Source organism: Variovorax palleresanus (genome assembly GCF_051144945.1).
In the GTDB taxonomy this organism is placed as follows: Bacteria; Pseudomonadota; Gammaproteobacteria; order Burkholderiales; family Burkholderiaceae_C; genus Variovorax; species Variovorax paradoxus_S.
In genome coordinates this window covers 2,939,469-2,965,080 of the sequence record NZ_JBJNVP010000002.1, presented here as the reverse complement: position 1 = coordinate 2,965,080, position 25,612 = coordinate 2,939,469, and the positions used below count along the sequence as shown (strand labels likewise).

Sequence of the window (25,612 nt, the reverse complement as noted above, 5' to 3'; positions counted from 1 at the left end):
CACCCCTGCCCTCCCCCGGAAGGGGAGGGAGAAATTCATGTGAGAGCTTCGCATGCCGCGGCAATGCGTGCACACGCCTCCTCGAGCTGCGCCATCGACGTGGCATACGAAATGCGGAAATACGGCGCCAGCCCGAACACGCTGCCCGGCACCACCGCCACTTCGAAATCCTGCAGCAGGTAGTTGCAGAAGTCGCTGTCGGTCTGCAGCAGCACGCCGCCGCGGGTGCGCCGACCAAGGACGCCGGCGCAGCTCGCAAAGGTATAGAAGGCGCCTTCGGGCACGCGGCAATGCAGCCCCGGCGCTCGGTTCAACGCGGCCACCACGAAATCGCGCCGCGCCTGGAAATCGGCGCACCGCTCGGCCACGATGTCCTGAGGACCGGTCAGCGCCTCGATCGCGGCGGCCTGGCTCACCGACGACGGGCACGAGGTCGACTGGCTCTGCACCACCGCCATGGCCGCGATCAGCGCGCGCGGCCCGGCACCGTAGCCCAGGCGCCAGCCGGTCATCGCATAGGCCTTCGAAACACCGTTGACGGTAAGCGTGCGTTCCCGCAGCCGCGGCTCCACGGCCACCGGCGTGGCGAAAGCCAGGCCGTCGTAGAGGATGTGTTCGTAGATGTCGTCGGCCAGTACCCACACCTTGGGATGCCGCAGCAGCACTTCGCACAGCGGCGCGAGCTGCGCCGCGCTGTAGGCTGCGCCGCTCGGGTTCGACGGCGAGTTCAGAAAGAGCCAGCGCGTGCGCGGCGTGATGGCCGCCTCGAGCTGCGCTGCCTCCAGCCGGAAGCCGTGCTCTGCGCTGCAAGGCACGCTCACCGGCACGCCGCCGCAGATCTGCACGATGTCCGCGTAAGAGGTCCAGTAAGGCGCGGGCAGGATCACCTCGTCGCCCGGATTCAGGCTGGCCATCAGCGCGTTGAAGATCACCTGCTTGGCGCCCGCGCCCACGCTGATTTCATTCAACGCAAAGTCCAGCGCGTTGTCGCGCTTGAACTTGAGCTGCACCGCGGCCTTCATGGCCGGGCTGCCGTCGAGCACGGTGTAGCGCGTGTCGCCGCGCTCCATCGCGCGGGCCGCAGCCGCGCGAATGTGCTCGGGCGTGTCGACGTCCGGCTCGCCCGCGCCCAGCACGATCACCGGCCGGCCGGCGCGCTTGAGTGCGTTGGCATGGTCGGTGATGCGCAGGATTTCCGACACGCCGATGGCGCGCACACGCTGTGCGGGCTCGAACGCGGAGGACGAAGAAAGCGCGGAATCGAGAACGGCGGATGTCACTTCGCGTAGGCCTCCAGCGGCTTGTCGTTGGGCTCGGCGATGAGCTGCTTCAAGGCCGTGCTCATCGGCAGGTTGAGGCTGGTGTTCTTCGGCGGAATGGGCGCGACGAACCACTTGGTGTAGATCTTCTCGAGCTCGCCGCTCTTCATGAGACGGCGCAGCGCATCGTCCACCGCGGTCTTGAAGGCCGGGTCGTCCTTGCGGAACAACAGCGCGATGGGCTCGGAGCCCAGCGCATCGCCGACGATGCGGTAGGCGGCCGGGTTCTTCGCGTTGGCGATGATGCCGGCGAGCAGGTTGTCGTCGAGCACAAAGGCATCGGCGCGGCCCGACTCCATCAGCAGGAAGCTCTCGAGGTGGTCCTTGCCGAGCATCGTGGTGATGGTGGTGTTCTGCGCGCGCTCGCGCTTGCGCAGCAGCTGCACGGCAGTGGTGCCGGTGGACGCCGACACGGTGCGGCCCGCCAATTGGTCGAGCGAGCTGATGCCCGAATCGACGCGCGTGGCCATGCGCACCTCGCTCACATAGGTGGTGAGCGCAAACGCAACCTGCTGCTGGCGCGCGGTGTTGTTGGTGGTGGGGCCGCAGCCGATGTCGAGCGTGCCGTTCTGCACCAGCGGGATGGTGTTCTGCGCCGTCACGGCCATGTATTCGAGCCGGGCAGAGGGCGCGATGTCCTTCAGCACGCGCTCGCAGAGCTCGACGTGGTAGCCCACGTATTTGTCGTTCGCGCCCAGCATGTAGGCCATGGGCGGCGAGGCCTCGCGCACGCCGAGCACGGCCTTGCCGCTGCTCTTGATCTTGTCGAGCGTGCCGCCGGTGGGGGCCTGCTGCGCCGAAGCGCCGAATGCGAGCGCGAGCAGCGCTGCGGCGATGGCGAGGGTCTTCAATTGCATCTTCATCTTCTCTGTCTCCTTGGTTGTTTTTCCGGGGCACGCACGGCCGCTGTCTTGCCGCTGCGGCGAAACGCCGCGCGGCAAGAACAGAAGGCCGGAGTCGATCAGTCGTTGATCTCGAAGGTCACGCCTTGCGCGAGCGGCAACGCGGTCGAGTAGTTGATGGTGTTGGTCGCGCGGCGCATGTACGCCTTCCAGCTGTCGGAGCCGGCTTCGCGGCCACCGCCGGTTTCCTTCTCGCCGCCGAAGGCACCGCCGATCTCAGCGCCACTCGGTCCGATGTTGACGTTGGCAATGCCGCAGTCGGAGCCGGCGCTCGACAGGAAACGCTCGGCCTCGCGCACGTTGAGCGTGAAGATCGACGACGACAGGCCCGCGCCCACCGCGTTGTGCCATTCGATGGCGTCGTCGAGCGCGCTGTAGCGCACCACGTAGAGAATGGGCGCGAAGGTCTCGCGCAGCACCGGGCCGTCATGCGACTTCAGTTCCACCAGCGCCGGGCGCACGTAATAGGCGTCTTTCGTGCCGATGCCGTCGACCCGCTGGCCGCCATGCACCGTGGCGCCGATCTCGCGGCATTCGCCCAAGGCCTTCTGCATGCCGTCGAAGGCGGCGCGGTCGATCAGCGGCCCCACCAACGTGCCGGCCTCGCGCGGATCGCCCACCTGAACGTTGCCGTACACCTTGGCGAGCTTGGGCACCAGCGCGTCGTACACGCTGTCGTGCACGAAGAGCCTGCGCAGCGTGGTGCAGCGCTGGCCGGCCGTGCCCATGGCCGAGAACGCGATGGCGCGCAGCGTGAGGTCCAGGTCGGCCGAAGGCGTGACGATGGCCGCGTTGTTGCCGCCCAGTTCGAGAATGGCGCGGGCAAAGCGCGCGGCCAGCTTCGGCCCCACCTGGCGGCCCATCGCGGTGGAACCGGTGGCCGAAAGAATGGGCACGCGGTGGTCGTCGACCAGCACCTCGCCGATGTCGCGCTGGCCCAGCAACAGGCCGAGCAGGCCTTCGGGCGCATCGCCGAAACGCGCGATGGCACGCTGCGCAATGGCGTGCGTGGCCAGCGCGGTGAGCGGCGTCTTTTCAGACGGCTTCCACACCACCGAATCGCCGCACACCAGCGCCAGCGCCGCATTCCACGACCACACGGCCACCGGAAAGTTGAAGGCCGAGATCACGCCGCACACGCCCAGCGGATGCCAAGTTTCCATCATGCGGTGCTCGGCGCGCTCGGTGGCGAGCGTGAGGCCGTAGAGCTGGCGCGAGAGGCCGACCGCGAAGTCGCAGATGTCGATCATTTCCTGCACCTCGCCCGCGCCTTCGGACGGGATCTTGCCGGCCTCCAGCGTGACGAGCCGGCCGAGGTCGCCCTTGGCGGCGCGCAGCTCTTCGCCCAGCAGGCGCACCAGCTCGCCGCGGCGCGGCGCCGGCACGTTGCGCCACGCCTTGAAGGCCTCGTGCGCCTGGCCGATGGCCGCGGCCGCTTCGGCGGCGCTGGTCTGCGGCACCTGTGCAATCACCTCGCCGGTGACCGGCGAGCGCACCGTCAGTTCGCCGCCGGTGCAGGCGGAACCGGGAACGCCGAGGCGCTGCAGCAGCTGCTCGATTTCGGCGGCGACGGAAAGGGAGGATTTGGCTTCTGGCATGGGCGCTCCGGGTGGAGAAGAAAGAACAGAACGAAGGGAGACGGGACGCGGCAACAGGTCAATATCTGCGAATCCCGCGCGCTTGCATAGCGAAAAAACGGAAGGACTTGGTGCGTTTCATGAAGGACCTCAGCAGCCCTTCATGCTCGCAGCGCACCAACACAGGCTCAGGCCGAGGGCCCCGGCGCCTCGGGCAAGCTGATGCGCTGCCCTGCCGGCGAACCCGCGAGGCTCTGCGCCGGCCGCCGCAAGGTCGCGTCGAAGGGATTGATCTTCGGCCCGATGGCCGCCGCCTCGCGCTTGAGCAGCTCCACCACCGTGGGCATGCGGTCGGCATTGAGCCGGTCGGCGATGGTGCCCACGCTCAGCGCGGCCACGGCACGGCCCTCGCGGTCGAGGACGGGCACCGCCACGCCGGCCATGCCTTCGAGCAGGCCGGTGTTGCGCCCCGCGTAGCCGGCCTGGCGCACGCGCTCGATCTCGGTGCGCAGGTAAACCTCGTCGTACACGCCGTACTCCCGCACGCGCGAGAGGTTGAAGCGAATCACTTCCTCGCGCTCGGCCTCGGGCAGAAAGGCCAGGATCGCGAGCGCGCCCTGCCCCACGCCCAGCGCAATGCGCCCACCGATGTCTCCGGTGAACGAGCGGATGGGGAACGGCCCTTCGCTGCGGTCGAGGCAGATCGCGTCGAAGCCGCTGCGCGCCAAGAGAAAGATGCTGTCGCCCAGGCTCGCGCACAGGCGCAGCAGCACGGGGCGGCAAATAGAGCGCAGGTCGCCGGGGTTGCCGGCGCTGGCCGCGAGCGCGAAGAAATCGATGCTCAGGCGATAGAGCTTGCTGCGCTCGTCCTGTTCGACCATGCCCTCGGCCATGAGCGACTGCAGCAGCCGGTGCGTGGTGGCCTGGGTAAGGCCCACAGAACGTGCGATCTGGGTCACGCGGCCGCCTTCGGCCTGCACTGCACCGAGCGCGCGGATCACCGAAAAGACACGCGGCACGCCGCCGCTGGCCGCCGAGGGGGTTTCCATACCTTGCTCCTGTGGAATTCTTGAGATCTATTCCTTTCATGATATTCCATTCATCGGAATAAATATGAAAAAGATTCTGATTAATGGAATACCCGAGGCGAACTGGCGTGATCGTTGCAATAGAGTGAATTGAAAGTTCTCTCTTGTCCATGGCGTGCACCAAGGTGCTGCACGCCATCCACGACCGCGCAGAAAGGCCCTTCCATGTCATTCCTACGGCTCACCGACGTGACCAAGTTCTACGGCGCCACGCGCGCCGTGTCGGCCATGAACCTCACGGTGGAGAAGGGCGAGTTCGTCTCGCTGCTCGGCCCTTCGGGCTGCGGCAAGACCACGACGCTGCAGATGATCGCGGGCTTCGAGGCGGTCTCCAGCGGGCGCATCGAGCTGGCGGGCAAGGACATCACGCATGCCAAGGCCAACACGCGCGGCCTGGGCATCGTGTTCCAGACCTACGCCCTCTTTCCGCACATGACCGTGGCCGACAACGTGAGCTTCGGCCTAGAGATGCGCAAGATGCCGAAGTCCGAACGCATCGAGCGGGTGAAGCAGGCGCTGGCGCTGGTTCATCTCGAAGCGCACGCCACGCGCTACCCGCGCGAGCTCTCGGGCGGGCAGCGCCAGCGGGTGGCGCTGGCGCGCGCGCTGGTGATCGAGCCGCCGGTGCTGCTGCTGGACGAGCCGCTGTCCAACCTCGACGCCAAGCTGCGCGAAGAGATGCAGTTCGAGCTGCGCCAGATCCAGCGCAAGGTCGGCACCACCACGGTGATGGTCACGCACGACCAGAGCGAGGCCATGTCCATCAGCGACCGCGTGGTGGTGATGGAAGGCGGCTGCGCCACGCAGATCGACCATCCGCACCGCGTGTACGAGCACCCGAGCACGCGCTTCATCTCCACCTTCGTGGGCAAGGCCAACCTGCTGAATGGCCGCGTCACGGCCTGCGGCGCGCGCAGCTGCCATGTCGCGGTCGGCGCGCTCGCGGTCGAGGTGGACGACACCGGCTACAGCTCGGGCGCGGCCGTGCTGATGAGCGTGCGGCCCGAGAAGCTGCAGCTGGTGGAGGCCGGCCGCGGCCGGCTCGACGGCACGGTGCAGGAACGCTTCTTCCTCGGCAGCCAGTGGCTTTATCGCCTGAGCACGCACGCCGGCGACCTGACGGTGCTGAGCCCCAACGACGGCCGCGACGCGCTCGACGAAGGCAGCGACGCCGGCATCGACTGGCCCGCGCATTGCACGCGCCTGCTGCCGGCCGACGAGGCGGTGGCGGCGTGAGCGGTTCGACCCGCAAGGCGGCCACGCCGTGGTGGCTGTCGGGCCCCGCGCTGCTGCTGTTCGCGGCCCTGCTGCTGGTGCCGCTCGCGCTCACCGCCGTGCTGTCGTTCAACGTCTACGACCCGGCCACCGGGCCGAAAGCCGGCGAGTTCACGCTCGAGCACTACGCGCAGGTTTTCACCGACTCGTACTACCACGGCATCTTCTGGCGCACCTTCTGGATCTCGGGCGTCGTCACGCTGATCTGCGTGCTGGTCGGCGCGCCCGAGGCCTATGTGCTGAGCCGCATGCGCAACCCGTGGCGCTCGGTGCTGCTCTTGGTGGTGCTGGCGCCGCTGCTCGTTTCGGTGGTGGTGCGCGCCTTCGGTTGGAGCATGCTGCTCGGACCCGAGGGCGCGGTGAACGGCCTGCTGCGGCTGGTCGGCATCGGGCCGGTGAAGATGCTCTACACCGAGATCGCGGTGATCGTGGCGCTGGTGCACGTGATGCTGCCCTTCATGGTGATTCCGGTCTGGACCTCGCTGCAGAAGCTCGACGCGGGCGTGGAGAACGCGGCGCTGTCGCTCAGGGCCTCGCCCTTCACCACGCTCAGGCGCATCGTGCTGCCGCAGGTGATGCCGGGCATTCTCTCGGGCAGCCTGATCGTGTTCGGCCTGGCCGCCAGTTCGTTCGCGATTCCGGGGTTGCTCGGCGGGCGTCGATTGAAGATGGTCGCCACCGTCGTTTACGACGAATACCTGCACGAACTCAACTGGCCCCTCGGCGCCGCCGTTGCGCTGGTTCTGCTGGCAGCGAATCTCGTCGTGATGCTGAGCTACAACCGCCTCGTCGAAGGCCGCTACAAAAAGGCACTGGGGTGATCAGATGAGCAAGAACGGCCCCCTCGCCCTCGCGTTCAACGCGCTCGTCATCACCTTCATGCTGGCGCCGCTCGTGGTGGTGTGCATCGTCGCGTTCACGCCCGAGAACACATTGACCATTCCGACCACGCACTTCTCGCTGCGCTGGTTCAAGGCGGTGTTCGCGCACCCGGACTTCATGCAGTCGTTCTGGAACAGCCTGTGGCTCGCGCTGGCCTCGGCCACCATCGCCACGCTGATCGCGGTGCCGGCCGGCATGGCGATCACGCGCTACGCGTTCCCGGGGCGCGACTTCCTCAACGGACTGTTCCTCTCGCCGCTGATCATTCCGCACCTGGTGCTGGGCGTGGCGCTGCTGCGCCTCTTTGCGCTGGTGGGCGGCACGGGCAGCTTCGGCTGGCTGGTGATGGCGCATGCGCTGATCGTCACGCCCTACACGCTGCGCCTCGTGGTGGCCGCGCTCGTGGGCTTCGACCGCAGCGCCGAGCAGGCCGCGCTCTCGCTGGGCGCGAGCCAGGCCACGATGTTCCGGCGCATCACGCTGCCGATGATCCTGCCGGGCGTCACGGGCGGCTGGCTGCTGGCCTTCATCAACAGCTTCGATGAAGTGACGATGTCGATCTTCGTCACCTCGCCCAGCACGGTGACGCTGCCGGTGCGCATGTACATGTATGCCACGGAGTCGATCGATCCGCTGATGGCGGCGGTGTCGGCGCTGATGGTGGCGGTGACGGCCATCGCGATGGTGGTGCTCGACCGCGTCTACGGGCTGGACCGCGTGCTGGTGGGGCGCCGATAGATGAGCCTTCCGCCTCTTCATCAACCGCTGCTGCACCGCGTGGCCGAGACCGGCCGCGCCGCGGTGCTCTTCACGCTCGACGGCGAGCCCGCCTCCGCGCTCGCGGGCGACACGGTGCTCACGGCCGTGCTCACGCAGGCCGCCCAGTTGCGGCGCAACGAATTCAGCGGCGCACCGCGCGCGGGCTTCTGCATGATGGGCGCCTGCCAGGATTGCTGGATCGCCACCGAGCAAGGCGAGCGCCTGCGCGCCTGCTCCACCTTCATTGCGCCGGGCATGGCGCTGGTCACCGGAAGGAGCGGCGCATGACGGCTTCCTCTTCCGCATTGCGGCCGGTGATCGTCGGCGCGGGCCCGGCGGGCGTGCGCGCCGCAGAGGCGCTGGTGGCCCACGGTGTGCGGCCAACGGTGATCGACGAAGCTTCGCGCGCCGGCGGCCAGATCTACCGGCGCCCGCCCGCGAGCCTGGCCCAGCGCAGCGCGCAGGCACTCTACGGGTTCGAGGCACGCCGTGCCGATGCGGTGCACGCGGCCTTCGACGCGCTGCGGGATCGCATCGACTACCGCCCCGACAGCCTGGTGTGGAACGCGCACGGCGGCCGGCTCGACGTGCTGCACGGCCCGACGCGCAGCACCTCCGGCGTGCCCTACGGCCAGCTGATCGTTGCCACCGGCGCCACCGACCGCGTGCTGCCGGTGCCCGGCTGGACACTGCCCGGCGTCTACACGCTGGGCGGCGCGCAGGTCGCACTCAAGTTCCAGGGCTGCGCCATCGGGCAGCGCGTGGTGTTCATGGGCACCGGCCCGTTGCTTTACCTGGTGGCCTATCAGTACGCAAAGGCCGGCGCGAAGGTGGCCGCAGTGCTCGACACGGCGCGGCTCGCCGACCAGCTGGCCGCCACGCCCGCGATGCTCCGTCAACCCGCGGTGTTCGCAAAAGGCGTGTACTACGTGGCCTGGCTGCGCGCGCATGGCGTGGCGCTGCACGGCGGCGTGCGGCCGTTGCGCGTGCTCGGCGACGCCGCCGAAAGCCGCGTGGCCGGCGTGGCGTGGCACGACGGCCGCGAAGAACGCACGCTGCCCTGCGATGCCGTCGGCTTCGGCTATGCGCTGCGCTCCGAAACCCAGCTGGCCGATCTGCTCGGCTGCCGCTTCGAATTTGCACCGCTGCACCGCGCCCACCTGCCGGTGCGCGATGCGGCCGGCCGTTCCAGCGTGCAGGGCGTGTACCTCGCGGGCGACGGCGCCGGCATCATGGGTGCCGATGCGGCCGAATGGGCCGGCGAACGCGCCGCGCTCGCGCTGCTGGCCGACCATGGCGTCGCCGTCGACCCCGCGCGCGCCGAAACGCTCGAACGCAAGCTCCACAAGCTCGGCGGATTTCGCGAGGGGCTGGAACGCGCCTTCCCGGTGCCGCACGACTGGGCCGCGCAAGCGCCCGACGAACTGGTGGTCTGCCGCTGCGAGAACATCACGGCCGGCACGCTGCGCCAGGCCGTTTCCGTCAACGGCGCCGACGAAATGAACCGCCTCAAGGCCCTGTCGCGCGTTGGCATGGGCCGTTGCCAGGGCCGCATGTGCGGCGTGGCCGCGGCCGAGATCCTCGCGCACGCCACGGGGCTGCCATTGCAGCAGGTCGGACGGCTGCGCGGGCAGGCGCCGATCAAGCCGATTCCGATCCAGCTCGCCGTGCGCGAGTCCGCTGAAGGCGCTGGCGCATGAGTTCGATCAAGACCCTGCGCACCGACGTGGCCATTGTCGGCGGCGGCATCGTCGGCTCTTCGGCCGCGCTCGCGCTGCGGCAGATGGGCATCGGCGTGGCGCTGCTGGAGCGCGACCTCTGCGGCTCGCGCTCCAGCGGTGTGAACTTCGGCGGCGTGCGGCGCCAGGGGCGCCCGCTGAGCCAGTTGCCGCTCGCGCAACGCGCGCACCAAATCTGGGGCGGCCTGCCTTCGCTGATCGGCACCGACGGCGAATATCTGCGCTCGGGCCATTTCAAGATCGCGCGCAGCGAGTCGGACATGGCCTCGCTTGAACGCTACCGCTCCCAAAGCCTGGACTTCGACCTCGGGCTCGAATTGATCTCCGATGCCCGACTGCGCGAGCGCTGCCCGTGGCTCGGTGCGCGCGCTGTCGGCGGCTCGCTGTGCGTGGAAGACGGGCAGGCCAATCCGCGGCTGGTGTCGCCGGCCTTCGCGCTCGCGGCGCAGCACGCGGGCGCGCAAGTCTTCGAGCGCCACGCGGTCGAAGAAGTGGCGCACGACGGCGCGATGTTCATGCTGCGCTCGGGCAATGCGCTCGAAGTGCACGCGCCCGTGCTGCTCAACTGCGCGGGCGCCTGGTCCGGCCCGATCGCGACCCGATTCGACGAAACCGTGCCGCTGCGCTCGGGCAACCCCGTGATGGTGGTGACCGAGCCGATGCCGCATTTCATGGACTGGAGCCTCGGCGTGGAGGGCGGCGGCATCTACGGCCGGCAGGTGGCGCGCGGCAACCTCGTGCTCGGCGGCGGCGCGGGCATCGCGGTCGACGCCGACCGCGCCCGCGCCGGCAGCGACGCCATCGCCACGCTCGCGGCACAGGCCATCGAGCTGCTGCCCGCGCTGCGCCACGCGCACTTCATCCGCACCTGGAGCGGCACCGAAGGCTACCTGCCCGACCGCGAGCCGGTGCTCGGGCCCAGCCGCACCACGCCCGGGCTGTTCCATGGCTTCGGCTTTTCGGGCGCGGGCTTCCAGATCGGCCCCGCGGCTGGAGAAGTGCTGGCCGAACTGGTGCGCGACGGCCGCAGCAGCACGCCGATCCAGGCCTTTTCGATCGAACGCTTCTTTGCAGAAGAACCAACCACCCCCACCCCACCCTGAAAGGAAAACACCATGTTCCGTTTCCAGAAGACCTTTTTCTCTCTTCGCCGGACCGTGCTCGGTGCGGCGGCGGTTGCCGCGCTCGCGGCCGGCGGCGCGGCCGGCGCGCAGACCAAGACGCTCTACATCGGCATGAACGGCGGCACCATGGAGAAGGCGTACACGCAGTACGTGTTCCCAGCCTTCGAGAAGCTCCATGGCGCCAAGGTGGTGGTGGTGCCGGGCACCTCGTCCGACATCCTCGCGAAGGCGCAGGCCAACAAGGACCGGCCGCAGATGCACGTGATGTTCCTGGACGACGGCATCATGGTGCGCGCCATCGGCATGGGTCTGTGCCAGAAGCAGCGGTCCAATCCGTCGCTCGCAGAAATCTACCCGGCTGCGCGCTTCAAGGACGACATGGCCAGCGGCGTGAGCCTGGGCATGACGGGCCTGGCCTACAACGCGAAGATGTTCAAGGAAAAGGGCTGGGCCGCGCCCACGTCGTGGATGGACCTGGCCGACCCCAAGTACAAGGGCAAGGTGGTGTTCCAGTCGATGTCTTCATCGTCGTTCGGGCTGCATGGCTTCCTGATGTTCAACCGCATCCAGGGCGGCAACGACAAGAACGTGGAGCCCGGCTTCAAGGCCTGGCCCACCAGCATTGGCCCGAACGTGCTCGAGTACATCCCGAGTTCGGCCAAGCTGTCGGAAATGGTGCAGACCGGCGAAGCCGCGATCTTCCCGCTCACGCCTACGGCCGTGGCCGCGCTGAAGACCAAGGGCATACCGGTGGAATACGCGCCGCCGAAGGAAGGCGCGGTGGTGCTGATGGTGGGCCAGTGCGTGATTGCGAACAACAGCGAGCCCGAGCTGTCGCAGAAGCTCGCCGAGTTCCTGCTGAGCCCGCTGGCTCAGGCCAATGTGTTGCAGTACGGCGCGCAAATTCCCACCAACCCCAAGGCTCCGGCCGTGGGCGATGGCGTGAAGCAGGTGGCCGACATCAACCAGTGGATGAAGACCGCGGTCACCATTGACTGGGACAGCATCAATGCGAACCGTCCTGCTTGGAATGCGCGTTGGAACAAGACGATCGAGAAGTGATTGGCCTCGGACGTTCGGGGCGCGCTCCCGCCGACGGGGTACCTTGCTCCGCGAATGTCCCCCGGCCTGCGGCCTCCTCCTTTATTTCGCTGCGCAAGGCACCCCATCGACGTGAGCGTTATGCGCGACGGTCGTTGATCGGCGGAACACCGGCAGCGTGCCCCAGTGCACAGGGCATCGGGTGCTCCCCGCAGCGAAATAAAGGAGGAGCCGAAGGCGGGGGACATTCGCGGAGGGGAGTACCCGGTGGCCTTTGCACGCGCCCTGAACAGCAGCGCCCCGAACAACAGCGCCCCGAAACAGCAACAGCCCCGAACAAACGCCTCAGCGATTCGCTTCCAGAATCCACCCCGCAGCCTTCTCGGCCATCATCAACGTCGGGCTGTTCGTGTTGCCGCTGGTGATGGTGGGCATCGCACCCGCGTCGACCACGCGCAGGCCCTGCACCCCGCGCACACGCAGCTTCGAATCGAGCACCGCCATCGGGTCGCCGTCGGCGCCCATCCGGGTAGTGCCGACCGGATGGAAGATGGTGGTCGCGATGTCGCCGGCCAGGCGCGCCAGGTCTTCGTCGCTCTGGTACTGCACGCCGGGCTTCCATTCCTCGGGCTTGTACTTGGCAAGCGCGGGCTGCGAGGCGATGCGGCGTGTCACGCGCAGCGAATCGGCCGCCACCTTGCGGTCTTCGTCGGTGCTCAGGTAGTTGGGCGCAATCGCGGGCGCATCCTGGAAGCGCGGGCTCTTGATGCGCACGGTGCCGCGGCTCGTGGGGTTGAGGTTGCACACGCTCGCGGTAAAGGCCGGAAAGCTGTGCAGCGGCTCGCCGAAGGCATCGAGCGACAGCGGCTGCACGTGGTACTCGAGGTTGGGCCACTCATGATCGGGCGAGCTGCGCGTGAAGGCGCCGAGTTGCGAGGGCGCCATGCTCATCGGCCCGCTGCGCTTCATCAGGTATTCGAGCCCGATCTTCGCCTTGCCGTACATGGACGAAGCCAGCACGTTGAGCGTGGGCGCGCCGTTGATCTTGTAGACCGCGCGAATCTGCAGGTGGTCCTGCAGGTTGGCGCCGACGCCGGGCGCATCGAGCACCACATCGATGCCGTGCTGGCGCAGCAACTCTGCCGGGCCAATGCCCGAAAGCTGCAGGATCTGCGGCGAGCCGATGCTGCCGGCGCAGAGCACCACCTCGCGCGTGGCGTGCGCCGTCACCATCTCGTGGCCGTCCCACACCTGCACGCCGGTGCAGCGCCGGCTGCCGTCGGGCTGGGTCTCGATGATCAGCTTGGTGACATGCGCGTTGACCCACATCTCGAAGTTGGGCCGGCCGTAGCAGACCGGCCGCAGGAAGGCCTTGGCGGTGTTCCAGCGCCAGCCGTTCTTCTGGTTGACCTGGAAGTAGCCGACGCCTTCGTTGCTGCCGCGGTTGAAGTCGGTGCTGTGCGGCACGCCGGCCTCCACAGCGGCTTCGGCAAAGGCTTCGAGGATGTCCCAGCGCAGCCGCTGCTTCTCCACCCGCCATTCGCCGCCGGCACCGTGCATCTCGTCGGCGCCAAGGTAGTAGTCCTCGTGCTTCTTGAAATCGGGCAGCACGTTTTCCCAGCGCCAGGCGTCGTCGCCCGTGAGCTGCGCCCACTGGTCGTAGTCTCGTGACTGGCCGCGCATGTAGATCATGCCGTTGATGCTGGAGCAGCCGCCCAGCGTCTTTCCGCGCGGGTAGCGCAGCGTGCGCCCATTGAGCCCCGCGTCGGGCTCGGTGCTGTAGAGCCAGTCGGTGCGCGGATTGCCGATGCAGTACAGGTAGCCCACCGGAATGTGGATCCAGTGGTAGTCGTCCTTGCGGCCGGCCTCGATCAGCAGCGTGCGCTGTTGCGATTTGCGGGTCAGCCGGTTGCACATCAGGGCGCCCGCCGTGCCACCGCCGATGACGATGTAGTCGAATGTGTTGTCGTTGCTCATGGCGGCTGCTTGTCTCCGAGGACGATATTTTTGATACTCATGGCGCCATGAGGCGCCCCAGGCCGAAGTTTCACCAGGCCACGCTTAAAAAGCCAATGATTTCGGCGCAAGTAGCTTATAAATTGGTCTTATATGACTGCCGCCGGCTTGGACCTCCAGATCTTGCGCGCCTTCGTGCACGCGGCGCGCGAAGGCAGCGTGTCGCGCGCGGCCGAGCGGCTGCACCTCACGCAGCCGGCGGTGAGCCTGCAGCTCAAGCGCCTGGCCGAGGAAACCGGGCTCCAACTCTTCACGCGCACGCCACACGGGCTCGCACTCACGGCCGACGGCGCGGCATTGCTGCCACAGGCCGAGCGCGTGCTCGCGGCCGTGGGAGACATGCAGCAGGCCGCGCGCAACCTGCAGGGCACGGTGCGCGGGGCGCTGCGCATCGGCACCATCCTCGATCCGGAGTTCACCCGTCTCGGCGTGTTCTTGCGCGAACTGGTGGAATCGGCCCCGCAGATCGAAACCGAGCTGCGCCACGGCATGAGCGGCACGGTGCTGGCGCAGGTGCTGCGCGGCGAGCTCGACGTGGGGTTTCACCTCGACACGGACGAAGGCGACGCCGCCGCGCCAGCGCTGCTCGCGGCGCGCACGCTCACGCGCTTCACCTACCGCGTGGTCGCGCCCGCGGGCTGGGGCCCGCAGGTGCTGGGCCGCGACTGGAAGGCGCTGGCCGCGCTGCCCTGGCTCGCCACGCCGCCCGAGTCCGCACACCATCGGTTGCTCGACAAAGTGTTCGGCCCGCTCGGGCTTTCACCGCGACGCGCGGCGTTGGTCGACCAGGAAGCCTCGATGCTCGACCTGCTGAAGTCGGGCGTGGGCCTGAGCCTCTTGCGCGACTCGATCGCCATCCGCGAGAGCCAGTCGCACGGCCTCGTGATGGCCGACCGCGTTCAGCTCGACTGCGCGCTGCGCTTCGTCTCGCTGGCGGCGCGGCGCAACGAGCCCGTGATCGCGAGCGCATGGAACGCGCTGGCACGGGCCTGGCACTGACCGCAAAAAAGCCGCGAATGTTCCATCGGACGGCGTTCCGCCCTACGCAAACCGGAGCCGCAATGCACGAAGAAAGCCGATTCATCCGGTTACGATGCGCCCATCGAGACCGCCTCTTTTTCTTACTTCGCCCTGCACCGCCGCATCATGTCCCTAGCAACTTCGACTGCCGACGCACCAGCCGCCGACAGCGTGTTGCCGCGCGTCGAAGAGCGCGAGCAGGACGGCCGCCGCTGGACCGTGGCCAGCGGCCGCTGGACCACGCTGGCCATGTCGTCGCGCCCCTCGTGGCAGGCGCTCACCAAGGACCTGGCGGACGCGCCCCCGGCTGAAGACCGCGCCTGGGACCTGCGCCCCATCGAGCAGCTCGACCACATCGGCGCGCAGCTGCTGTGGGAGCACTGGCACCACGACTGGCCGGCCACGCTCGAGATGTCGCCGCAGCACAAGGCGGTGCTCGACCAGGTGGCCCTGTACACCGTGGGAACGCCCGACGAGCCGCCGCCCACGCTGGCCGAGCGGCTGCGGCATTTCTCGCACACCGGCCCGCGCGCGCTGGAGGTAATGCGCGATTTCGTCGGGTTGATCGGCCAGCTCGCGCTGGATACCTTCACGCTCGTGCGCGCGCCGCACCGCGCGCCCTGGCGGGATTTTTCGGGGCATCTCTATCAGTTCGGCGCCACGGCGCTGCACATCACGGCGCTGGTGGGCCTGTTGATCGGCGTGGTGCTGGCCTACCTGATCTCGCAGCAGCTGCGCCAATACGGCGCCGAGGCCTTCGTGGTCAACATCCTCGGGCTGTCGCTGATCCGGGAGCTCGGGCCGGTGCTTGCGGCGGTGCTGATCGCCGGGCGCTCGGGCTCGGCCATCACGGCGCAGATCGGGGTGATGCGCGTGACCGAAGAGCTGGACGCCATGCGCGTGATGGGCATTCCGCACGGCTTCAGGCTGGTGATGCCGCGCGTGATGGCGCTGGCCATCGCCATGCCGCTGATCAGCCTCTGGACCTCGATGGCGGCGCTCGTGGGCGGCATGCTCGCGGCCGACGCCGCACTCGACATCTCGCCTTCGTACTTTCTGTCGGCGCTGCCGCGCGCGGTGCCGATCGCGAACCTCTGGCTCGCGCTGGCGAAGTCGGCGGTGTTCGGCATTCTGATTGCGCTGATCGGCTGCTACTTCGGCATGAAGGTGAAGCCCAACACCGAAAGCCTGGGGCGCGGCACCACCTCGTCGGTCGTGACCTCGATCACCGCGGTGATCTTGGTCGACGCGCTGTTCGCGGTGCTGTTCAAGGGCGTGGGGTTCCGGGCATGAGCCGCCGCCCGGCCGCTCCGAAGGAGGCTCGCACCGGAGTGCGAAGCGCGGAGGTATTCGAATGAGCGAATCCTCAACCACTGTCGTTGTCGACATCCGCAAGCTCTGGACGGTGTTCAAGAACGCCGACGGCGAGGTCGTGGTGCACCGCGACCTCGACCTGCACATCGAGCGCGGCGAGGTGCTCTCACTGGTCGGCGGATCGGGCACCGGCAAGACGGTGCTGCTGCGCCAGATCCTCGGCCTCGAAAAGCCATCGAAGGGCACGGTCGAGGTGCTGGGCCGGGCGCCCGGCGAGCTCAGCGCCAAGGGCGCGGCCAACGTGGGCATGCTGTTCCAGCATGGCGCGCTGTTCTCGGCCTTCAGCGTGCTCGAGAACATTGCCTTTCCGCTGCGCGAGCTCAAGCTTTTGCCCGACGAGCTGATCCGCAACGCAGCGCTGGTCAAGCTGCAGATGGTGGGCCTGGAGCCCCGGCACGCCAACATGAGCCCGGCGGACTTGTCGGGCGGCATGATCAAGCGCGTGGCGCTGGCGCGCGCGCTCATCATGGATCCGCCGCTGCTGCTGCTCGACGAACCCACGGCCGGCCTCGACCCCGAATCCTCCGACAGCTTCTGCGACCTGCTGCGCGGCCTGCACCGCGAACTGGGGCTGACGGTGGTGATGGTCACGCACGACCTGGACACGCTGTTCGACCTGAGCACCCGCATCGCGGTGCTGGCCGACCACAAGGTGATCACCAGCGGATCGGCACGCGAAGTCATCACGTATCCGCATCCGTTCATCCACGAATATTTTCTGGGAGGGCGCGGCCAGCGTGCCCTGGAGGCCCTGCATGACAAACCCGCCAAAGCCCCGCCGCCACCCGTCGGCGCGGGCCACTGAAAGGTAACCACATCATGGAAAACAAAGCCCATGCCATTGCCGCCGGTGCCTTCGTGCTCGGCCTCATCGCCGTGCTCGTGGGGCTGGTGGTCTGGTTCACGCGCGACAACACCGTGCGCAACATCTACGAACTCTCCACCCGCGACGCGGTCAGCGGCCTGCAGCCGCAGGCCATGGTGCGCTACCGCGGCATCGCGGTCGGCAAGGTGGCGTCGATCGACTTCGACCCCAAGGTGAAGGGCAACGTGCGCGTGCGCATCAGCGTCGACGAGCGCGTGCCGCTCACCACCTCGAGCTTTGCCACGCTGAGCTACCAGGGCGTGACCGGCCTGGCCTTCATCGCGCTGGACGACAAGGGCGAATCGAACGTCGCGCTCAAGCCCAACAACGACGATCCGCCGCGCATTCCGCTCAAGCCGTCGATGCTGGCGCAGCTGCAGGACCGAGGCGAATCGATCATCAACCAGGTCGAGGAAGTGACCAGGCGCGCCAACACCCTGCTGGGAGACGACAACCAGAAGCGGACGGCCGACGCGCTCGAAAACATCGCGGCGGCCTCAGCCAGCGCCAACACGCTCATCAAGCAGCTCGATAACACGGTGAAGACCGGGTTGAACCCCGCGCTGGCAGCGCTTCCAGAGACGATGACCACGGTGAAGAAGGCGGCCGGCGACGTCTCGCGCGTGGCCAACAACTTCAACACCACCGTCGGCCGATTGAACGCGCCGGACGGCCCGGTCGAGCGGCTGAGCGACGGCACCAAGGCGCTGGCGCAGGCGGTCGATTCCTTCAATGCCGCCACGCTGCCGCGCGTGAACCGCGTGGCCGACGACACCTCCCGCGCAGTGCGCCGGCTCGGCCGCGCGGCGGACGGCATCAACGACAACCCGCAATCGCTGCTGTTCGGCAGTGGCGGCACCGCCGCGGGGCCCGGGGAGCCTGGCTTCTCGGCGCCGCCGGCCACCAATTCCCTGGCACGCCCCTGAAGGTGATGACAACCATGAAGAACAATGCCACTCGCACTCCGGCGCTTGCCGCCGCCGGCCTGGCGCTGCTGATGATTGCCGGCTGCGGCGCGCTGCCGGACAAGCCAGTGCGCGCCACGCTGTACGACTTCGGGCCCGGTGCTGCCGCGCCGGCCACCGCCGCCCAGCCGCCCGCGGCCGCACTGCCCACGCTCGCGCTGGCCGAGATCGAGAGCAACACCCGGCTCGACGGCACGCAGATTCTTTATCGGCTCGGCTATGCCGATGCCAACGAACTGCGCCCCTACGGCCAGTCGCGCTGGAGCCTGCCGCCGGCGCAGCTGCTGCGCCAGCGGCTGCGCGATGCGCTCGCCGAGCGGCGCACCGTGCTCGGCCCGGAAGAAAGCGCAACCCTCGCGCGCGCCGAGGGCAAGGTGCCCGACACGCTGCGCATCTCGCTCGACGAGTTCAGCCACTACTTCGAATCGGCCGGCAGCAGTGTCGGCCTGGTCCGGCTGCGCGCCACGCTGATCCGCGGCGGCAGCGGCGGCGACCGCGTGGTGGGCCAGCGCACCTTCACCGTGCGCCGTCCGGCGCCGAGCGCCGACGCGCCAGGCGGCGTCAAGGCGCTGGCCGCGGCCACCGATGCGGCCGTGGCAGACGTCGTGCAGTGGGTGGACCAGCAGGCGCGGCCGTAAGCTCGGTTCACAAGGCAAGGCGAATTTTCATCACCGGAGGAGACCCACATGAACGCAACACGCATCATCGGCATCCTGCTCGTCGTCGCAGGCATCGCGGGGCTCGGGCTCGGCGGCTTCAGCTTCACGAAGGAAACGCACCAGGCCAAGCTGGGCCCGCTGGAGTTCTCGGTGAAGGAGAAACAGCAGGTCAACTTCCCCGCCTGGGCGAGCGTGGCCGCCATCGTGGTGGGCGGCGCGCTGGTGCTGCTGGGCGGCAAGAAGGGCTGAGCCGCTGATCCGGGTCGGGACGCCCGAATCGCGGGACGAGCCCGGGGTCAGGGACCCGATTTTCCGGAACCGTTTTTTCCGGCAGGCGTTGCCCCCAGCCGCCCGGAGACCGTGCCCGCGCAGGCCTTGAGCGCGCGTGCGATTTCGCCGTCCCAGGCGGTGTCGAAGATGGCGGCCGGGCCGATGGCCGTGACCGACAGCACGATGGCGCCCGTGTGGTCGAACACCGGCGCCGCCATGGCGCTCACGCCCTCGATCACCTCGCCTTCGGAGCGGCTGATGCCGTGCACCCGCACTTCCTCGAGTTGGCGCTCGAACTCGCTCCACGAGGGCAGGGGCGGCTGCGGCGGCATGCCGGCCTCTGGCGGCTGCTCGCCGGCCTTGCGCTGCTTCTGCCGCTGGCGCTCGGCATCGAGCAGCTGCCTGACCGTGTCGGCAGCGAGATAGGCGGCAAAGATGCGGCCCGAGGCCGTGTTGGTGAGTGAGAACACCGTGCCGTGCCGCATGTTCACGTGCACCGGCGATGGCGATTCGGCTGTTCGCACGATGGTGGCGCCGCGCGCGCCCCAGACCGCCAGCGCCACCGTGTGGCCGATGCGCTGGGCCACCTCGGCAATGAGCGGCGTGGCAATGTGCACCGGGTCGGCCTGCTGCAGGCTGATGAGCCCCAGTTGCAAGGCCAGCGGGCCGAGCAGATAGTGGCCGCTGGCGCGGTCCTGCTCGATCAGGCCGAGCCGCCCGAAGCTCACCATGTAGGGATGAGCCTTGGCGGCCGTCATGTCGGCTTCCCGCGCCAGGTCTTTCAGCGCCATCGGCCGGCCGTGGTGCACCAGCGCGCGCAGCAGCTGGCCACCCACCTCGATGCTCTGGATGCCGCGCTGGGCGGCGCGGTCGGTGTCACTGGCTGTCATGGCCGCCTTGGCGTCTGATTGTTCGTTCATGAAGAAGGGATTAGACATTAACCGATCTGGGGCTTACACTTCGGAAATTCGTTAACCGTGAATTCATTTGCTTTAGACGAATTCAAATTCATCCCACCACCCGACGGAGACACACCAATGAGCCAAGCCAAGAAGTTCGCCAGCCAGGCTGACATGGAAGAAAAGAAGATCACCTTCAGCCAGATCTCGGAACACGCCTGGGCCTACACCGCCGAGGGCGACCCCAACACCGGCATCGTCATTGGCGACGATTGCGTGCTGGTGGCCGACACCCAGGCCACGCCCGCCATGGCGGCCGATGTGGTGCGCCGCATCCGCGAAGTGACCGACAAGCCCATCAAGTACGTGGTGCTCACGCACTACCACGCGGTGCGGGTGCTGGGCGCGGCCGGCTACGGTGCCGAACACATCCTGGCCAGCCAGGACACGCGCGACCTGATCGTGGAGCGCGGCGAAGCAGACAAGGCCAGCGAGATCGGCCGCTTTCCGCGCCTGTTCCAGAACGTCGAAACCGTGCCGCCGGGCCTGACCTGGCCCACCATGACCTTCACCGGCAAGATGACGCTGTGGCTGGGCAAGCTCGAGGTGCAACTGATCCAGCTGGGCCGCGGCCACACCAAGGGCGACACCGTCGTGTGGCTGCCCGAGGAGCGCACGCTGCTCTCGGGCGACCTGGTCGAATTCGGCGCCACGCCGTACGCGGGCGACGCCTACTTCCAGGACTGGCCGCAGACGCTGGACAACATCGCCGCGCTCAAGCCCGCCGCGTTGGTGCCCGGCCGCGGCGCCGCGCTCACCACGCCCGCCGAAGTGGCCGAGGGCCTGACGGGCACGCGCGACTTCATCTCCGACGTGTACGCCAGCGTGCAAGAGGGCGTGAAGGCCGGCCGCGACCTGAACACGGTCTACAAGGACACCTACGCGAAGCTCAAGCCCAAGTACAGCCAGTGGGTGATCTTCGACCACTGCATGCCCTTCGACGTGAGCCGCGCGTACGACGAAGCCTCGGGCCATGCGGATCCGCGCGTGTGGACGGCCGAGCGCGACATCGAGATGTGGAAGGCGCTGGAAGGCTGATCGGCCTTGCTCCCTCCCCCTCCGGGGGAGGGCTGGGGTGGGGGGCAGGCAGAGCGCCAATTTCGAACGCCGCCGAGCCCCCATCCCAGCCTTCCCCCAAAGGGGGAAGGAGCAAGACAAAGACACGGAGACAACACGTGATCGACTATCAAAGCCTGCGCTTCGACTACAAGCGCCACGCCGACCAGGACGCGGCCACGCCCGCCCGTCACCCGGTGGTGATCGTCGGCGCCGGCCCGGTCGGCCTCGCGCTGGCCATCGACCTTGCGCTGCGCAAAATTCCGGTGGTGCTGCTCGACAACGACAACACCCTGTCCAGCGGCTCGCGCGCCATCTGCTTTGCCAAGCGCACGCTCGAGGTGTTCGACCGCCTCGGCTGCGGCGACCGCATGGTCGACAAGGGCGTGTCGTGGCACGTGGGCAAGGTGTTCTTCCACGACGAGCAGGTCTACCGCTTCGACCTGCTGCCCGAGCCCGGCCACGAGCGCCCGGCCTTCATCAACCTGCAGCAGTATTACGTCGAGGGCTACCTCGTCGAGCGCGCCGCGGCGCTGGCGCTGATCGACCTGCGCTGGAACAACAAGGTCACGGGCATCGCGCAGGGCGGCGACGCGGCGATGCTCACGGTGGAGACGCCCGAGGGCAGCTACCAGCTGGCGGCCGACTACGTCGGCGCCTGCGACGGCTCGCGCTCCAACCTGCGGCAACTGATGGGCCTTGAAGCCAAGGGGCGCGTGTTCCGCGACCGCTTCCTGATCGCGGACATCACGATGGATGCGGACCTGCCTACAGAGCGCCGCTTCTGGTTCGCCCCCCCATTCCACCCCGGCCAGAGCGTGCTGCTGCACAAGCAGGCCGACGGCATGTGGCGCGTCGACTTCCAGCTCGGCTGGGACGCCGATCCGGTGGAAGAACGCAAGCCCGAGAACATCACGCCGCGCGTGCGCGCGCTGCTCGACAGCATCGGCTTCGAGGGCGTGCAGTTCCAGATCGGCTGGGCCAGCGTCTACACCTTTGCATGCCAGCGCATGGAGCACTTCCGCCATGGCCGCGTGCTGTTCGCGGGCGACTCGGCGCATGGCGTGTCGCCCTTCGGTGCGCGCGGCGCCAACTCGGGCGTGCAGGACGCCGACAACCTCGCCTGGAAGCTCGCGGCCGTGCTCGCGGGCGACGCGCCCGATGCGCTGCTCGACAGCTATGCAAGCGAGCGCGAACACGCGGCCGACGAGAACATCCGCAACTCCACGCGCGCCACCGACTTCATCACGCCCAAGAGCGAAGTGAGCCGCCTGTTCCGCGACGCGGTGCTGGAGCTCACCAAGCGCCATGCCTTCGCGCGCACGCTGGTCAACAGCGGGCGGCTCTCGGTGCCCGCCGTGCTGCGCGATTCGCCGCTCAACACGCCCGATGCCGATGTGTTCAAGGGTGCGATGGTGCCGGGCGCCGCGGCGGTCGATGCGCCGCTCGTGCGGGCCGACGGCAGCACCGGCTGGCTGCTGCGCGAATGCCATGCGGTGCGGTTCACCGCGCTGGTGTTCGGCACGGGCGAGGCGGCCGAACGCAGCCTGCAGGCGCTGAAGGCCTGCGACTTTCCGCTGCACATCGTGCGCGTGCAAGGCGCGTCGCCCGAAGGCGAACTTGCCACGCAGCGTTACGACGCGCAGCCCGGCACCGTCTATCTGCTGCGGCCCGACCAGCATGTGTGCGCGCGCTGGCGGCATCCCACGGCAGAGAACATCCGCGCCGCCATCGACCACGCACTGGCAAAGGCTTGAGCACCACTATGCAACAGCAACACCACCTGAACACCGCGCCGAACCTCGACGCGCCCGACGATTTCTACGAAGCGCTGATCGAGGCGCACCAGGGGCTTTCCACCGAAGAGAGCCACGCCTACAACGCGCGCCTCGTGCTGGTGCTGGCCAACCACGTCGGCTCGCTCGCCGTGCTGCGCGAAGCGCTCGACGCAGCGAAGCAAGACCATCCACAAGCCATCCCGTGAGGAAGGACACCATGACCACCGCAACCCCCGCCACCGAACGGCTCTATCAAAGCGGCTTCGGCAACGAGTACGCCAGCGAGGCCGTCGCGGGCGCCCTGCCGCAGGGCCGCAACAACCCGCAGCGCGCGCCGTTCGACCTGTACACCGAACTGCTCTCGGGCACGGCCTTTACCGCGCCGCGCCGCGAAAACCGCCGCACCTGGCTCTACCGCCGCCAGCCCTCGGTGGTGTCGGGCCGCTACCAGCCGTATGCGCAGGCGCACTGGACCACCGGCGCCGACCGCGAGATCGCGCTGCCGCCCGAGCCGCTGCGCTGGCATCCGCTTCCGCTCGACGGCGCGGCCGAGGCCGACTTCATCGACGGCATGCACACGATCGCGGCCAACGGCGACGCCGAAGCGCAGGTGGGCATCGGCTCGCTCATGTACCTGGCGGGCCGCTCGATGGAGCGCCGCGCCTTCGTCAACGCCGACGGCGAGATGCTCGTCGTGCCGCAGCAGGGCCGCCTCGTGATCACGACCGAACTCGGCGTGCTCGACGTGAAGCCCGGCGAAATCGCCGTGCTGCCGCGCGGCATGGCATTCAAGGTGGCGCTGCCGGATGGGCTTTCCCGCGGCTATGCCTGCGAGAACTACGGGGCGCATTTCCGCCTGCCCGAACTCGGCCCCATCGGCTCCAACGGCCTGGCCAACGCGCGCGACTTCCAGGCGCCCGTGGCGGCTTTCGAGGACGACGGCGGCGCCTACGAACTCGTCAAGAAGTTCGGCGGCCGCTTCTGGAAGGCGCCGACGAAGCAGTCGCCCTTCAACGTGGTCGCATGGCACGGCAACCTGGCGCCGGTGAAGTACGACACGGCCAATTTCATGGTCATCGGCTCGATCAGCTTCGACCATCCCGATCCCTCGATCTTCACCGTGCTGACCTCGCCCACCGACACGCCCGGCACCGCGAACTGCGACTTCGTGATCTTCCCGCCGCGCTGGATGGTGATGGAGAACACCTTCCGTCCGCCATGGTTCCACCGCAACTTGATGAGCGAGTTCATGGGCCTGGTGCTGGGCGAGTACGACGCCAAGCCGGGCGGCTTCAAGCCCGGCGGCGCGAGCCTGCACAACTGCATGGTGCCGCACGGGCCCGACGAGGAAGCCTTCGACAAGGCCGCGCACTCCGACCTGAAGCCGCACAAGCTGGACAACACGCTGGCCTTCATGTTCGAGAGCCGCTTTCGCTTCATTCCGACGAACTTCGCGCTCCAGAGCCCGGCGCTCGACTCCGACTACGCGGACTGCTGGGCCGGCCTCCAGGATCAGTTCAAGGCGTGACGTTGTTCGAGCGAACCGACATTACAGAAAGACATTCATGACCATCGCATTGAACGCCACCCACGACCCGAAGCTGCGCAGCTGGGTCGCCTCGGCCAACGAGCCCGGCTGCGACTTCCCGATCCAGAACCTGCCCTTCGGACGCTTCCGCACTGCCGGCAGCAGCGAAGGCTTTCGCATCGGCGTGGCCATCGGCGACCAGGTGCTCGACCTCCGGGCCGCAGGCCTGGCCGGCACCGACGACATGAACGCGCTGATGAGCGCCAGCGCGAAGGACCGCCAGGCCCTGCGCGCCGCCATCTCGGCCGGCCTTGCCGAAGGCAACGGCAAAGAGGCCGCATGGTCGAAGGCGCTGCTACCGCAGGCCAGGGCCGAAATGACCGTGCCCTGCCGCATCGGCGACTACACCGACTTCTACACCGGCATCCATCACGCGACCACCATCGGCAAGCTGTTCCGTCCCGACCAGCCGCTGATGCCCAACTACAAGTGGGTGCCCATCGGCTATCACGGCCGCGCCTCGTCCATCGGCGTGAGCGGGCAGGTCTTCAAGCGCCCGCAGGGGCAGACCAAGGCGCCGGATGCGGCAGAACCGAGCTTCGGCCCGTCGAAGCGGCTCGACTACGAACTGGAGCTTGGCTTCTTTGTCGGCCGCGGCAATGCGCTCGGCGAGCCGATCGCGATCGGCGAGGCTGAGGACCATCTGTTCGGTGTGACCCTGCTCAACGACTGGTCGGCGCGCGACCTGCAGGCCTGGGAATACCAGCCGCTCGGGCCGTTCCTCTCGAAGAACTTCGCGAGCACGCTCTCGCCGTGGATCGTGACGATGGAAGCGCTGGCGCCTTTCCGCGCCAGGTTCGAGCGCCAGGCGGGAGACCCGCAGCCGCTGCCGTATCTCGATGCGCCGTCCAATCGCGAAAGCGGCGCGCTCGACATCACGCTCGAAGTGCTGCTGCAGACGGCGAAGATGCGCACCGCGGGCGAAGCTCCCATGCGCCTCACGCGCGGCAACACCACCGAGGCCGCCTACTGGACCGCCGCGCAGCTCGTCGCGCACCACACGGTGAACGGCTGCAACCTGCAGCCCGGCGACCTGCTGGGCTCGGGCACGCTCTCGGGCCCCAAGCCCGACGAGGCTGGTTCGCTGATAGAGCTCACGCTGGGCGGCAAGCAGGCAATCACCTTGCCCAACGGCGAGAAGCGCACCTTTCTCGAAGACGGCGACACGCTGGTCATGCGCGGCTACTGCGAGCGCGCGGGGGCAGTGCGCATCGGGCTGGGGGAAGTCAGCGGCACGGTGGTGCCCTGAGGTTCATCCCCTCCCCGCGTTGTTCCCTCTCCCTCTGGGAGAGGGCTAGGGTGAGGGCAGGCGGCCGTCGTATGGGCGCCGCACTTTATCGGCGGCACAGTGCCCTC

General features: G+C 68.2%; 24 protein-coding genes. 18 read left to right on the top strand and 6 right to left on the bottom strand.

Translation table 11 applies throughout. The features are described from left to right. Positions 1 to 35: 35 nt before the first annotated feature. The 4 genes from ACJ7Z0_RS17900 to ACJ7Z0_RS17885 form a co-directional block, all read right to left on the bottom strand. Entirely contained in the window at positions 36 to 1,280 is a 1,245-nt protein-coding gene (locus ACJ7Z0_RS17900) for a pyridoxal phosphate-dependent aminotransferase (RefSeq protein ID WP_434790909.1), read from the bottom strand. Further along, a complete protein-coding gene (locus ACJ7Z0_RS17895; protein ID WP_434790908.1) occupies positions 1,277 to 2,182 on the bottom strand; it encodes an amino acid ABC transporter substrate-binding protein in 906 nt (301 codons plus the stop codon). The genes ACJ7Z0_RS17900 and ACJ7Z0_RS17895 overlap by 4 nt, the downstream gene beginning before the upstream one ends. Before the next feature lie 98 nt (positions 2,183 to 2,280). Next, positions 2,281 to 3,819: an L-piperidine-6-carboxylate dehydrogenase gene (gene amaB / locus ACJ7Z0_RS17890; protein ID WP_434790907.1), complete on the bottom strand. Its 1,539-nt coding sequence runs from the start codon at positions 3,817 to 3,819 to the stop codon at positions 2,281 to 2,283. A 167-nt stretch (positions 3,820 to 3,986) separates the two neighbouring features. After that, a complete protein-coding gene (locus tag ACJ7Z0_RS17885; RefSeq protein WP_434790906.1) occupies positions 3,987 to 4,847 on the bottom strand; it encodes an IclR family transcriptional regulator in 861 nt (286 codons plus the stop codon). A 204-nt stretch (positions 4,848 to 5,051) separates the two neighbouring features. On the opposite strand from ACJ7Z0_RS17885, the gene ACJ7Z0_RS17880 reads away from it, so the two are divergent. The 7 genes from ACJ7Z0_RS17880 to ACJ7Z0_RS17850 are packed head-to-tail and all read left to right on the top strand — an operon-like array spanning position 5,052 to position 11,727. Next, a complete protein-coding gene (locus tag ACJ7Z0_RS17880; protein ID WP_431125668.1) occupies positions 5,052 to 6,122 on the top strand; it encodes an ABC transporter ATP-binding protein in 1,071 nt (356 codons plus the stop codon). Next, positions 6,119 to 6,982 (top strand): ABC transporter permease, encoded by an 864-nt coding sequence (locus ACJ7Z0_RS17875; RefSeq protein WP_434790905.1) that lies wholly within the window; start codon positions 6,119 to 6,121, stop codon positions 6,980 to 6,982. Before ACJ7Z0_RS17880 ends, ACJ7Z0_RS17875 begins: the two co-directional genes overlap by 4 nt. 4 nt (positions 6,983 to 6,986) lie before the next feature. Next, positions 6,987 to 7,781 carry an ABC transporter permease gene (locus tag ACJ7Z0_RS17870; protein WP_369653730.1) on the top strand — a complete coding sequence of 265 codons (795 nt, stop codon included), beginning with the start codon at positions 6,987 to 6,989 and terminating at the stop codon, positions 7,779 to 7,781. Continuing rightward, the gene (locus ACJ7Z0_RS17865) at positions 7,782 to 8,090 is read left to right on the top strand and encodes a (2Fe-2S)-binding protein (protein ID WP_434790904.1); all 309 of its coding nucleotides are present in this window, start codon (positions 7,782 to 7,784) and stop codon (positions 8,088 to 8,090) included. Then, complete coding sequence (locus ACJ7Z0_RS17860) at positions 8,087 to 9,502, top strand: FAD/NAD(P)-dependent oxidoreductase (RefSeq protein ID WP_434790903.1); 1,416 nt, start codon at positions 8,087 to 8,089, stop codon at positions 9,500 to 9,502. The genes ACJ7Z0_RS17865 and ACJ7Z0_RS17860 overlap by 4 nt, the downstream gene beginning before the upstream one ends. Next, positions 9,499 to 10,644, top strand: coding sequence for an NAD(P)/FAD-dependent oxidoreductase (locus ACJ7Z0_RS17855; RefSeq protein ID WP_434790902.1), 1,146 nt, complete (start codon positions 9,499 to 9,501; stop codon positions 10,642 to 10,644). Before ACJ7Z0_RS17860 ends, ACJ7Z0_RS17855 begins: the two co-directional genes overlap by 4 nt. Positions 10,645 to 10,656: 12 nt before the next feature. Continuing rightward, the gene (locus ACJ7Z0_RS17850) at positions 10,657 to 11,727 is read left to right on the top strand and encodes an ABC transporter substrate-binding protein (RefSeq protein WP_434790901.1); all 1,071 of its coding nucleotides are present in this window, start codon (positions 10,657 to 10,659) and stop codon (positions 11,725 to 11,727) included. A 324-nt stretch (positions 11,728 to 12,051) separates the two neighbouring features. On the opposite strand, the gene ACJ7Z0_RS17845 is transcribed toward ACJ7Z0_RS17850, so the two are convergent. After that, positions 12,052 to 13,683: a GMC family oxidoreductase gene (locus tag ACJ7Z0_RS17845; protein ID WP_434790900.1), complete on the bottom strand. Its 1,632-nt coding sequence runs from the start codon at positions 13,681 to 13,683 to the stop codon at positions 12,052 to 12,054. 132 nt (positions 13,684 to 13,815) lie between these two features. On the opposite strand from ACJ7Z0_RS17845, the gene ACJ7Z0_RS17840 reads away from it, so the two are divergent. From ACJ7Z0_RS17840 to ACJ7Z0_RS17815, 6 genes are all read left to right on the top strand, one after another. Then, positions 13,816 to 14,721, top strand: coding sequence for a LysR family transcriptional regulator (locus tag ACJ7Z0_RS17840; protein ID WP_434790899.1), 906 nt, complete (start codon positions 13,816 to 13,818; stop codon positions 14,719 to 14,721). Positions 14,722 to 14,868: 147 nt separating this feature from the next. Then, the gene (locus ACJ7Z0_RS17835) at positions 14,869 to 16,035 is read left to right on the top strand and encodes an MlaE family ABC transporter permease (protein ID WP_434790898.1); all 1,167 of its coding nucleotides are present in this window, start codon (positions 14,869 to 14,871) and stop codon (positions 16,033 to 16,035) included. Between the two features lie 61 nt (positions 16,036 to 16,096). After that, positions 16,097 to 16,921: an ABC transporter ATP-binding protein gene (locus ACJ7Z0_RS17830; protein ID WP_434790897.1), complete on the top strand. Its 825-nt coding sequence runs from the start codon at positions 16,097 to 16,099 to the stop codon at positions 16,919 to 16,921. A 14-nt stretch (positions 16,922 to 16,935) separates the two neighbouring features. After that, positions 16,936 to 17,907 (top strand): MlaD family protein, encoded by a 972-nt coding sequence (locus ACJ7Z0_RS17825; protein ID WP_434790896.1) that lies wholly within the window; start codon positions 16,936 to 16,938, stop codon positions 17,905 to 17,907. 14 nt (positions 17,908 to 17,921) lie between these two features. Next, the gene (locus ACJ7Z0_RS17820) at positions 17,922 to 18,584 is read left to right on the top strand and encodes an ABC-type transport auxiliary lipoprotein family protein (RefSeq protein WP_434790895.1); all 663 of its coding nucleotides are present in this window, start codon (positions 17,922 to 17,924) and stop codon (positions 18,582 to 18,584) included. Between the two features lie 48 nt (positions 18,585 to 18,632). Further along, a complete protein-coding gene (locus tag ACJ7Z0_RS17815) occupies positions 18,633 to 18,854 on the top strand; it encodes a hypothetical protein (RefSeq protein ID WP_021005054.1) in 222 nt (73 codons plus the stop codon). A gap of 47 nt (positions 18,855 to 18,901) precedes the next feature. Here ACJ7Z0_RS17815 and ACJ7Z0_RS17810 read toward each other — a convergent pair whose 3' ends face one another. After that, positions 18,902 to 19,765 carry an IclR family transcriptional regulator gene (locus ACJ7Z0_RS17810; protein WP_434792683.1) on the bottom strand — a complete coding sequence of 288 codons (864 nt, stop codon included), beginning with the start codon at positions 19,763 to 19,765 and terminating at the stop codon, positions 18,902 to 18,904. 147 nt (positions 19,766 to 19,912) lie between these two features. On the opposite strand from ACJ7Z0_RS17810, the gene ACJ7Z0_RS17805 reads away from it, so the two are divergent. The 5 genes from ACJ7Z0_RS17805 (at position 19,913) to fahA (ending at position 25,505) form a co-directional block, all read left to right on the top strand. Beyond that, a complete protein-coding gene (locus ACJ7Z0_RS17805) occupies positions 19,913 to 20,872 on the top strand; it encodes an MBL fold metallo-hydrolase (RefSeq protein ID WP_434790894.1) in 960 nt (319 codons plus the stop codon). 137 nt (positions 20,873 to 21,009) lie between these two features. After that, positions 21,010 to 22,647, top strand: coding sequence for an FAD-dependent oxidoreductase (locus tag ACJ7Z0_RS17800; protein WP_434790893.1), 1,638 nt, complete (start codon positions 21,010 to 21,012; stop codon positions 22,645 to 22,647). Between the two features lie 8 nt (positions 22,648 to 22,655). Continuing rightward, a complete protein-coding gene (locus tag ACJ7Z0_RS17795; protein WP_434792682.1) occupies positions 22,656 to 22,874 on the top strand; it encodes a DUF2783 domain-containing protein in 219 nt (72 codons plus the stop codon). A gap of 11 nt (positions 22,875 to 22,885) precedes the next feature. Further along, positions 22,886 to 24,196 (top strand): homogentisate 1,2-dioxygenase, encoded by a 1,311-nt coding sequence (gene hmgA / locus ACJ7Z0_RS17790; protein WP_434790892.1) that lies wholly within the window; start codon positions 22,886 to 22,888, stop codon positions 24,194 to 24,196. Between the two features lie 37 nt (positions 24,197 to 24,233). After that, a complete protein-coding gene (gene fahA / locus ACJ7Z0_RS17785) occupies positions 24,234 to 25,505 on the top strand; it encodes a fumarylacetoacetase (protein WP_434790891.1) in 1,272 nt (423 codons plus the stop codon). Positions 25,506 to 25,612: the final 107 nt, after the last annotated feature.

What these genes read in the sequence shown, in the direction of transcription:
- ACJ7Z0_RS17895 (WP_434790908.1), bottom strand. Translation starts at nt 2,182, where the DNA reads ATGAAGATGCAATTGAAGACCCTCGCCATCGCCGCAGCGCTGCTCGCG.
- amaB (WP_434790907.1), bottom strand. Translation starts at nt 3,819, where the DNA reads ATGCCAGAAGCCAAATCCTCCCTTTCCGTCGCCGCCGAAATCGAGCAG.
- ACJ7Z0_RS17885 (WP_434790906.1), bottom strand. Translation starts at nt 4,847, where the DNA reads ATGGAAACCCCCTCGGCGGCCAGCGGCGGCGTGCCGCGTGTCTTTTCG.
- ACJ7Z0_RS17880 (WP_431125668.1), top strand. Translation starts at nt 5,052, where the DNA reads ATGTCATTCCTACGGCTCACCGACGTGACCAAGTTCTACGGCGCCACG.
- ACJ7Z0_RS17870 (WP_369653730.1), top strand. Translation starts at nt 6,987, where the DNA reads ATGAGCAAGAACGGCCCCCTCGCCCTCGCGTTCAACGCGCTCGTCATC.
- ACJ7Z0_RS17865 (WP_434790904.1), top strand. Translation starts at nt 7,782, where the DNA reads ATGAGCCTTCCGCCTCTTCATCAACCGCTGCTGCACCGCGTGGCCGAG.
- ACJ7Z0_RS17860 (WP_434790903.1), top strand. Translation starts at nt 8,087, where the DNA reads ATGACGGCTTCCTCTTCCGCATTGCGGCCGGTGATCGTCGGCGCGGGC.
- ACJ7Z0_RS17855 (WP_434790902.1), top strand. Translation starts at nt 9,499, where the DNA reads ATGAGTTCGATCAAGACCCTGCGCACCGACGTGGCCATTGTCGGCGGC.
- ACJ7Z0_RS17850 (WP_434790901.1), top strand. Translation starts at nt 10,657, where the DNA reads ATGTTCCGTTTCCAGAAGACCTTTTTCTCTCTTCGCCGGACCGTGCTC.
- ACJ7Z0_RS17845 (WP_434790900.1), bottom strand. Translation starts at nt 13,683, where the DNA reads ATGAGCAACGACAACACATTCGACTACATCGTCATCGGCGGTGGCACG.
- ACJ7Z0_RS17840 (WP_434790899.1), top strand. Translation starts at nt 13,816, where the DNA reads ATGACTGCCGCCGGCTTGGACCTCCAGATCTTGCGCGCCTTCGTGCAC.
- ACJ7Z0_RS17835 (WP_434790898.1), top strand. Translation starts at nt 14,869, where the DNA reads ATGTCCCTAGCAACTTCGACTGCCGACGCACCAGCCGCCGACAGCGTG.
- ACJ7Z0_RS17830 (WP_434790897.1), top strand. Translation starts at nt 16,097, where the DNA reads ATGAGCGAATCCTCAACCACTGTCGTTGTCGACATCCGCAAGCTCTGG.
- ACJ7Z0_RS17825 (WP_434790896.1), top strand. Translation starts at nt 16,936, where the DNA reads ATGGAAAACAAAGCCCATGCCATTGCCGCCGGTGCCTTCGTGCTCGGC.
- ACJ7Z0_RS17820 (WP_434790895.1), top strand. Translation starts at nt 17,922, where the DNA reads ATGAAGAACAATGCCACTCGCACTCCGGCGCTTGCCGCCGCCGGCCTG.
- ACJ7Z0_RS17815 (WP_021005054.1), top strand. Translation starts at nt 18,633, where the DNA reads ATGAACGCAACACGCATCATCGGCATCCTGCTCGTCGTCGCAGGCATC.
- ACJ7Z0_RS17810 (WP_434792683.1), bottom strand. Translation starts at nt 19,765, where the DNA reads ATGACAGCCAGTGACACCGACCGCGCCGCCCAGCGCGGCATCCAGAGC.
- ACJ7Z0_RS17805 (WP_434790894.1), top strand. Translation starts at nt 19,913, where the DNA reads ATGAGCCAAGCCAAGAAGTTCGCCAGCCAGGCTGACATGGAAGAAAAG.
- ACJ7Z0_RS17795 (WP_434792682.1), top strand. Translation starts at nt 22,656, where the DNA reads ATGCAACAGCAACACCACCTGAACACCGCGCCGAACCTCGACGCGCCC.
- hmgA (WP_434790892.1), top strand. Translation starts at nt 22,886, where the DNA reads ATGACCACCGCAACCCCCGCCACCGAACGGCTCTATCAAAGCGGCTTC.
- fahA (WP_434790891.1), top strand. Translation starts at nt 24,234, where the DNA reads ATGACCATCGCATTGAACGCCACCCACGACCCGAAGCTGCGCAGCTGG.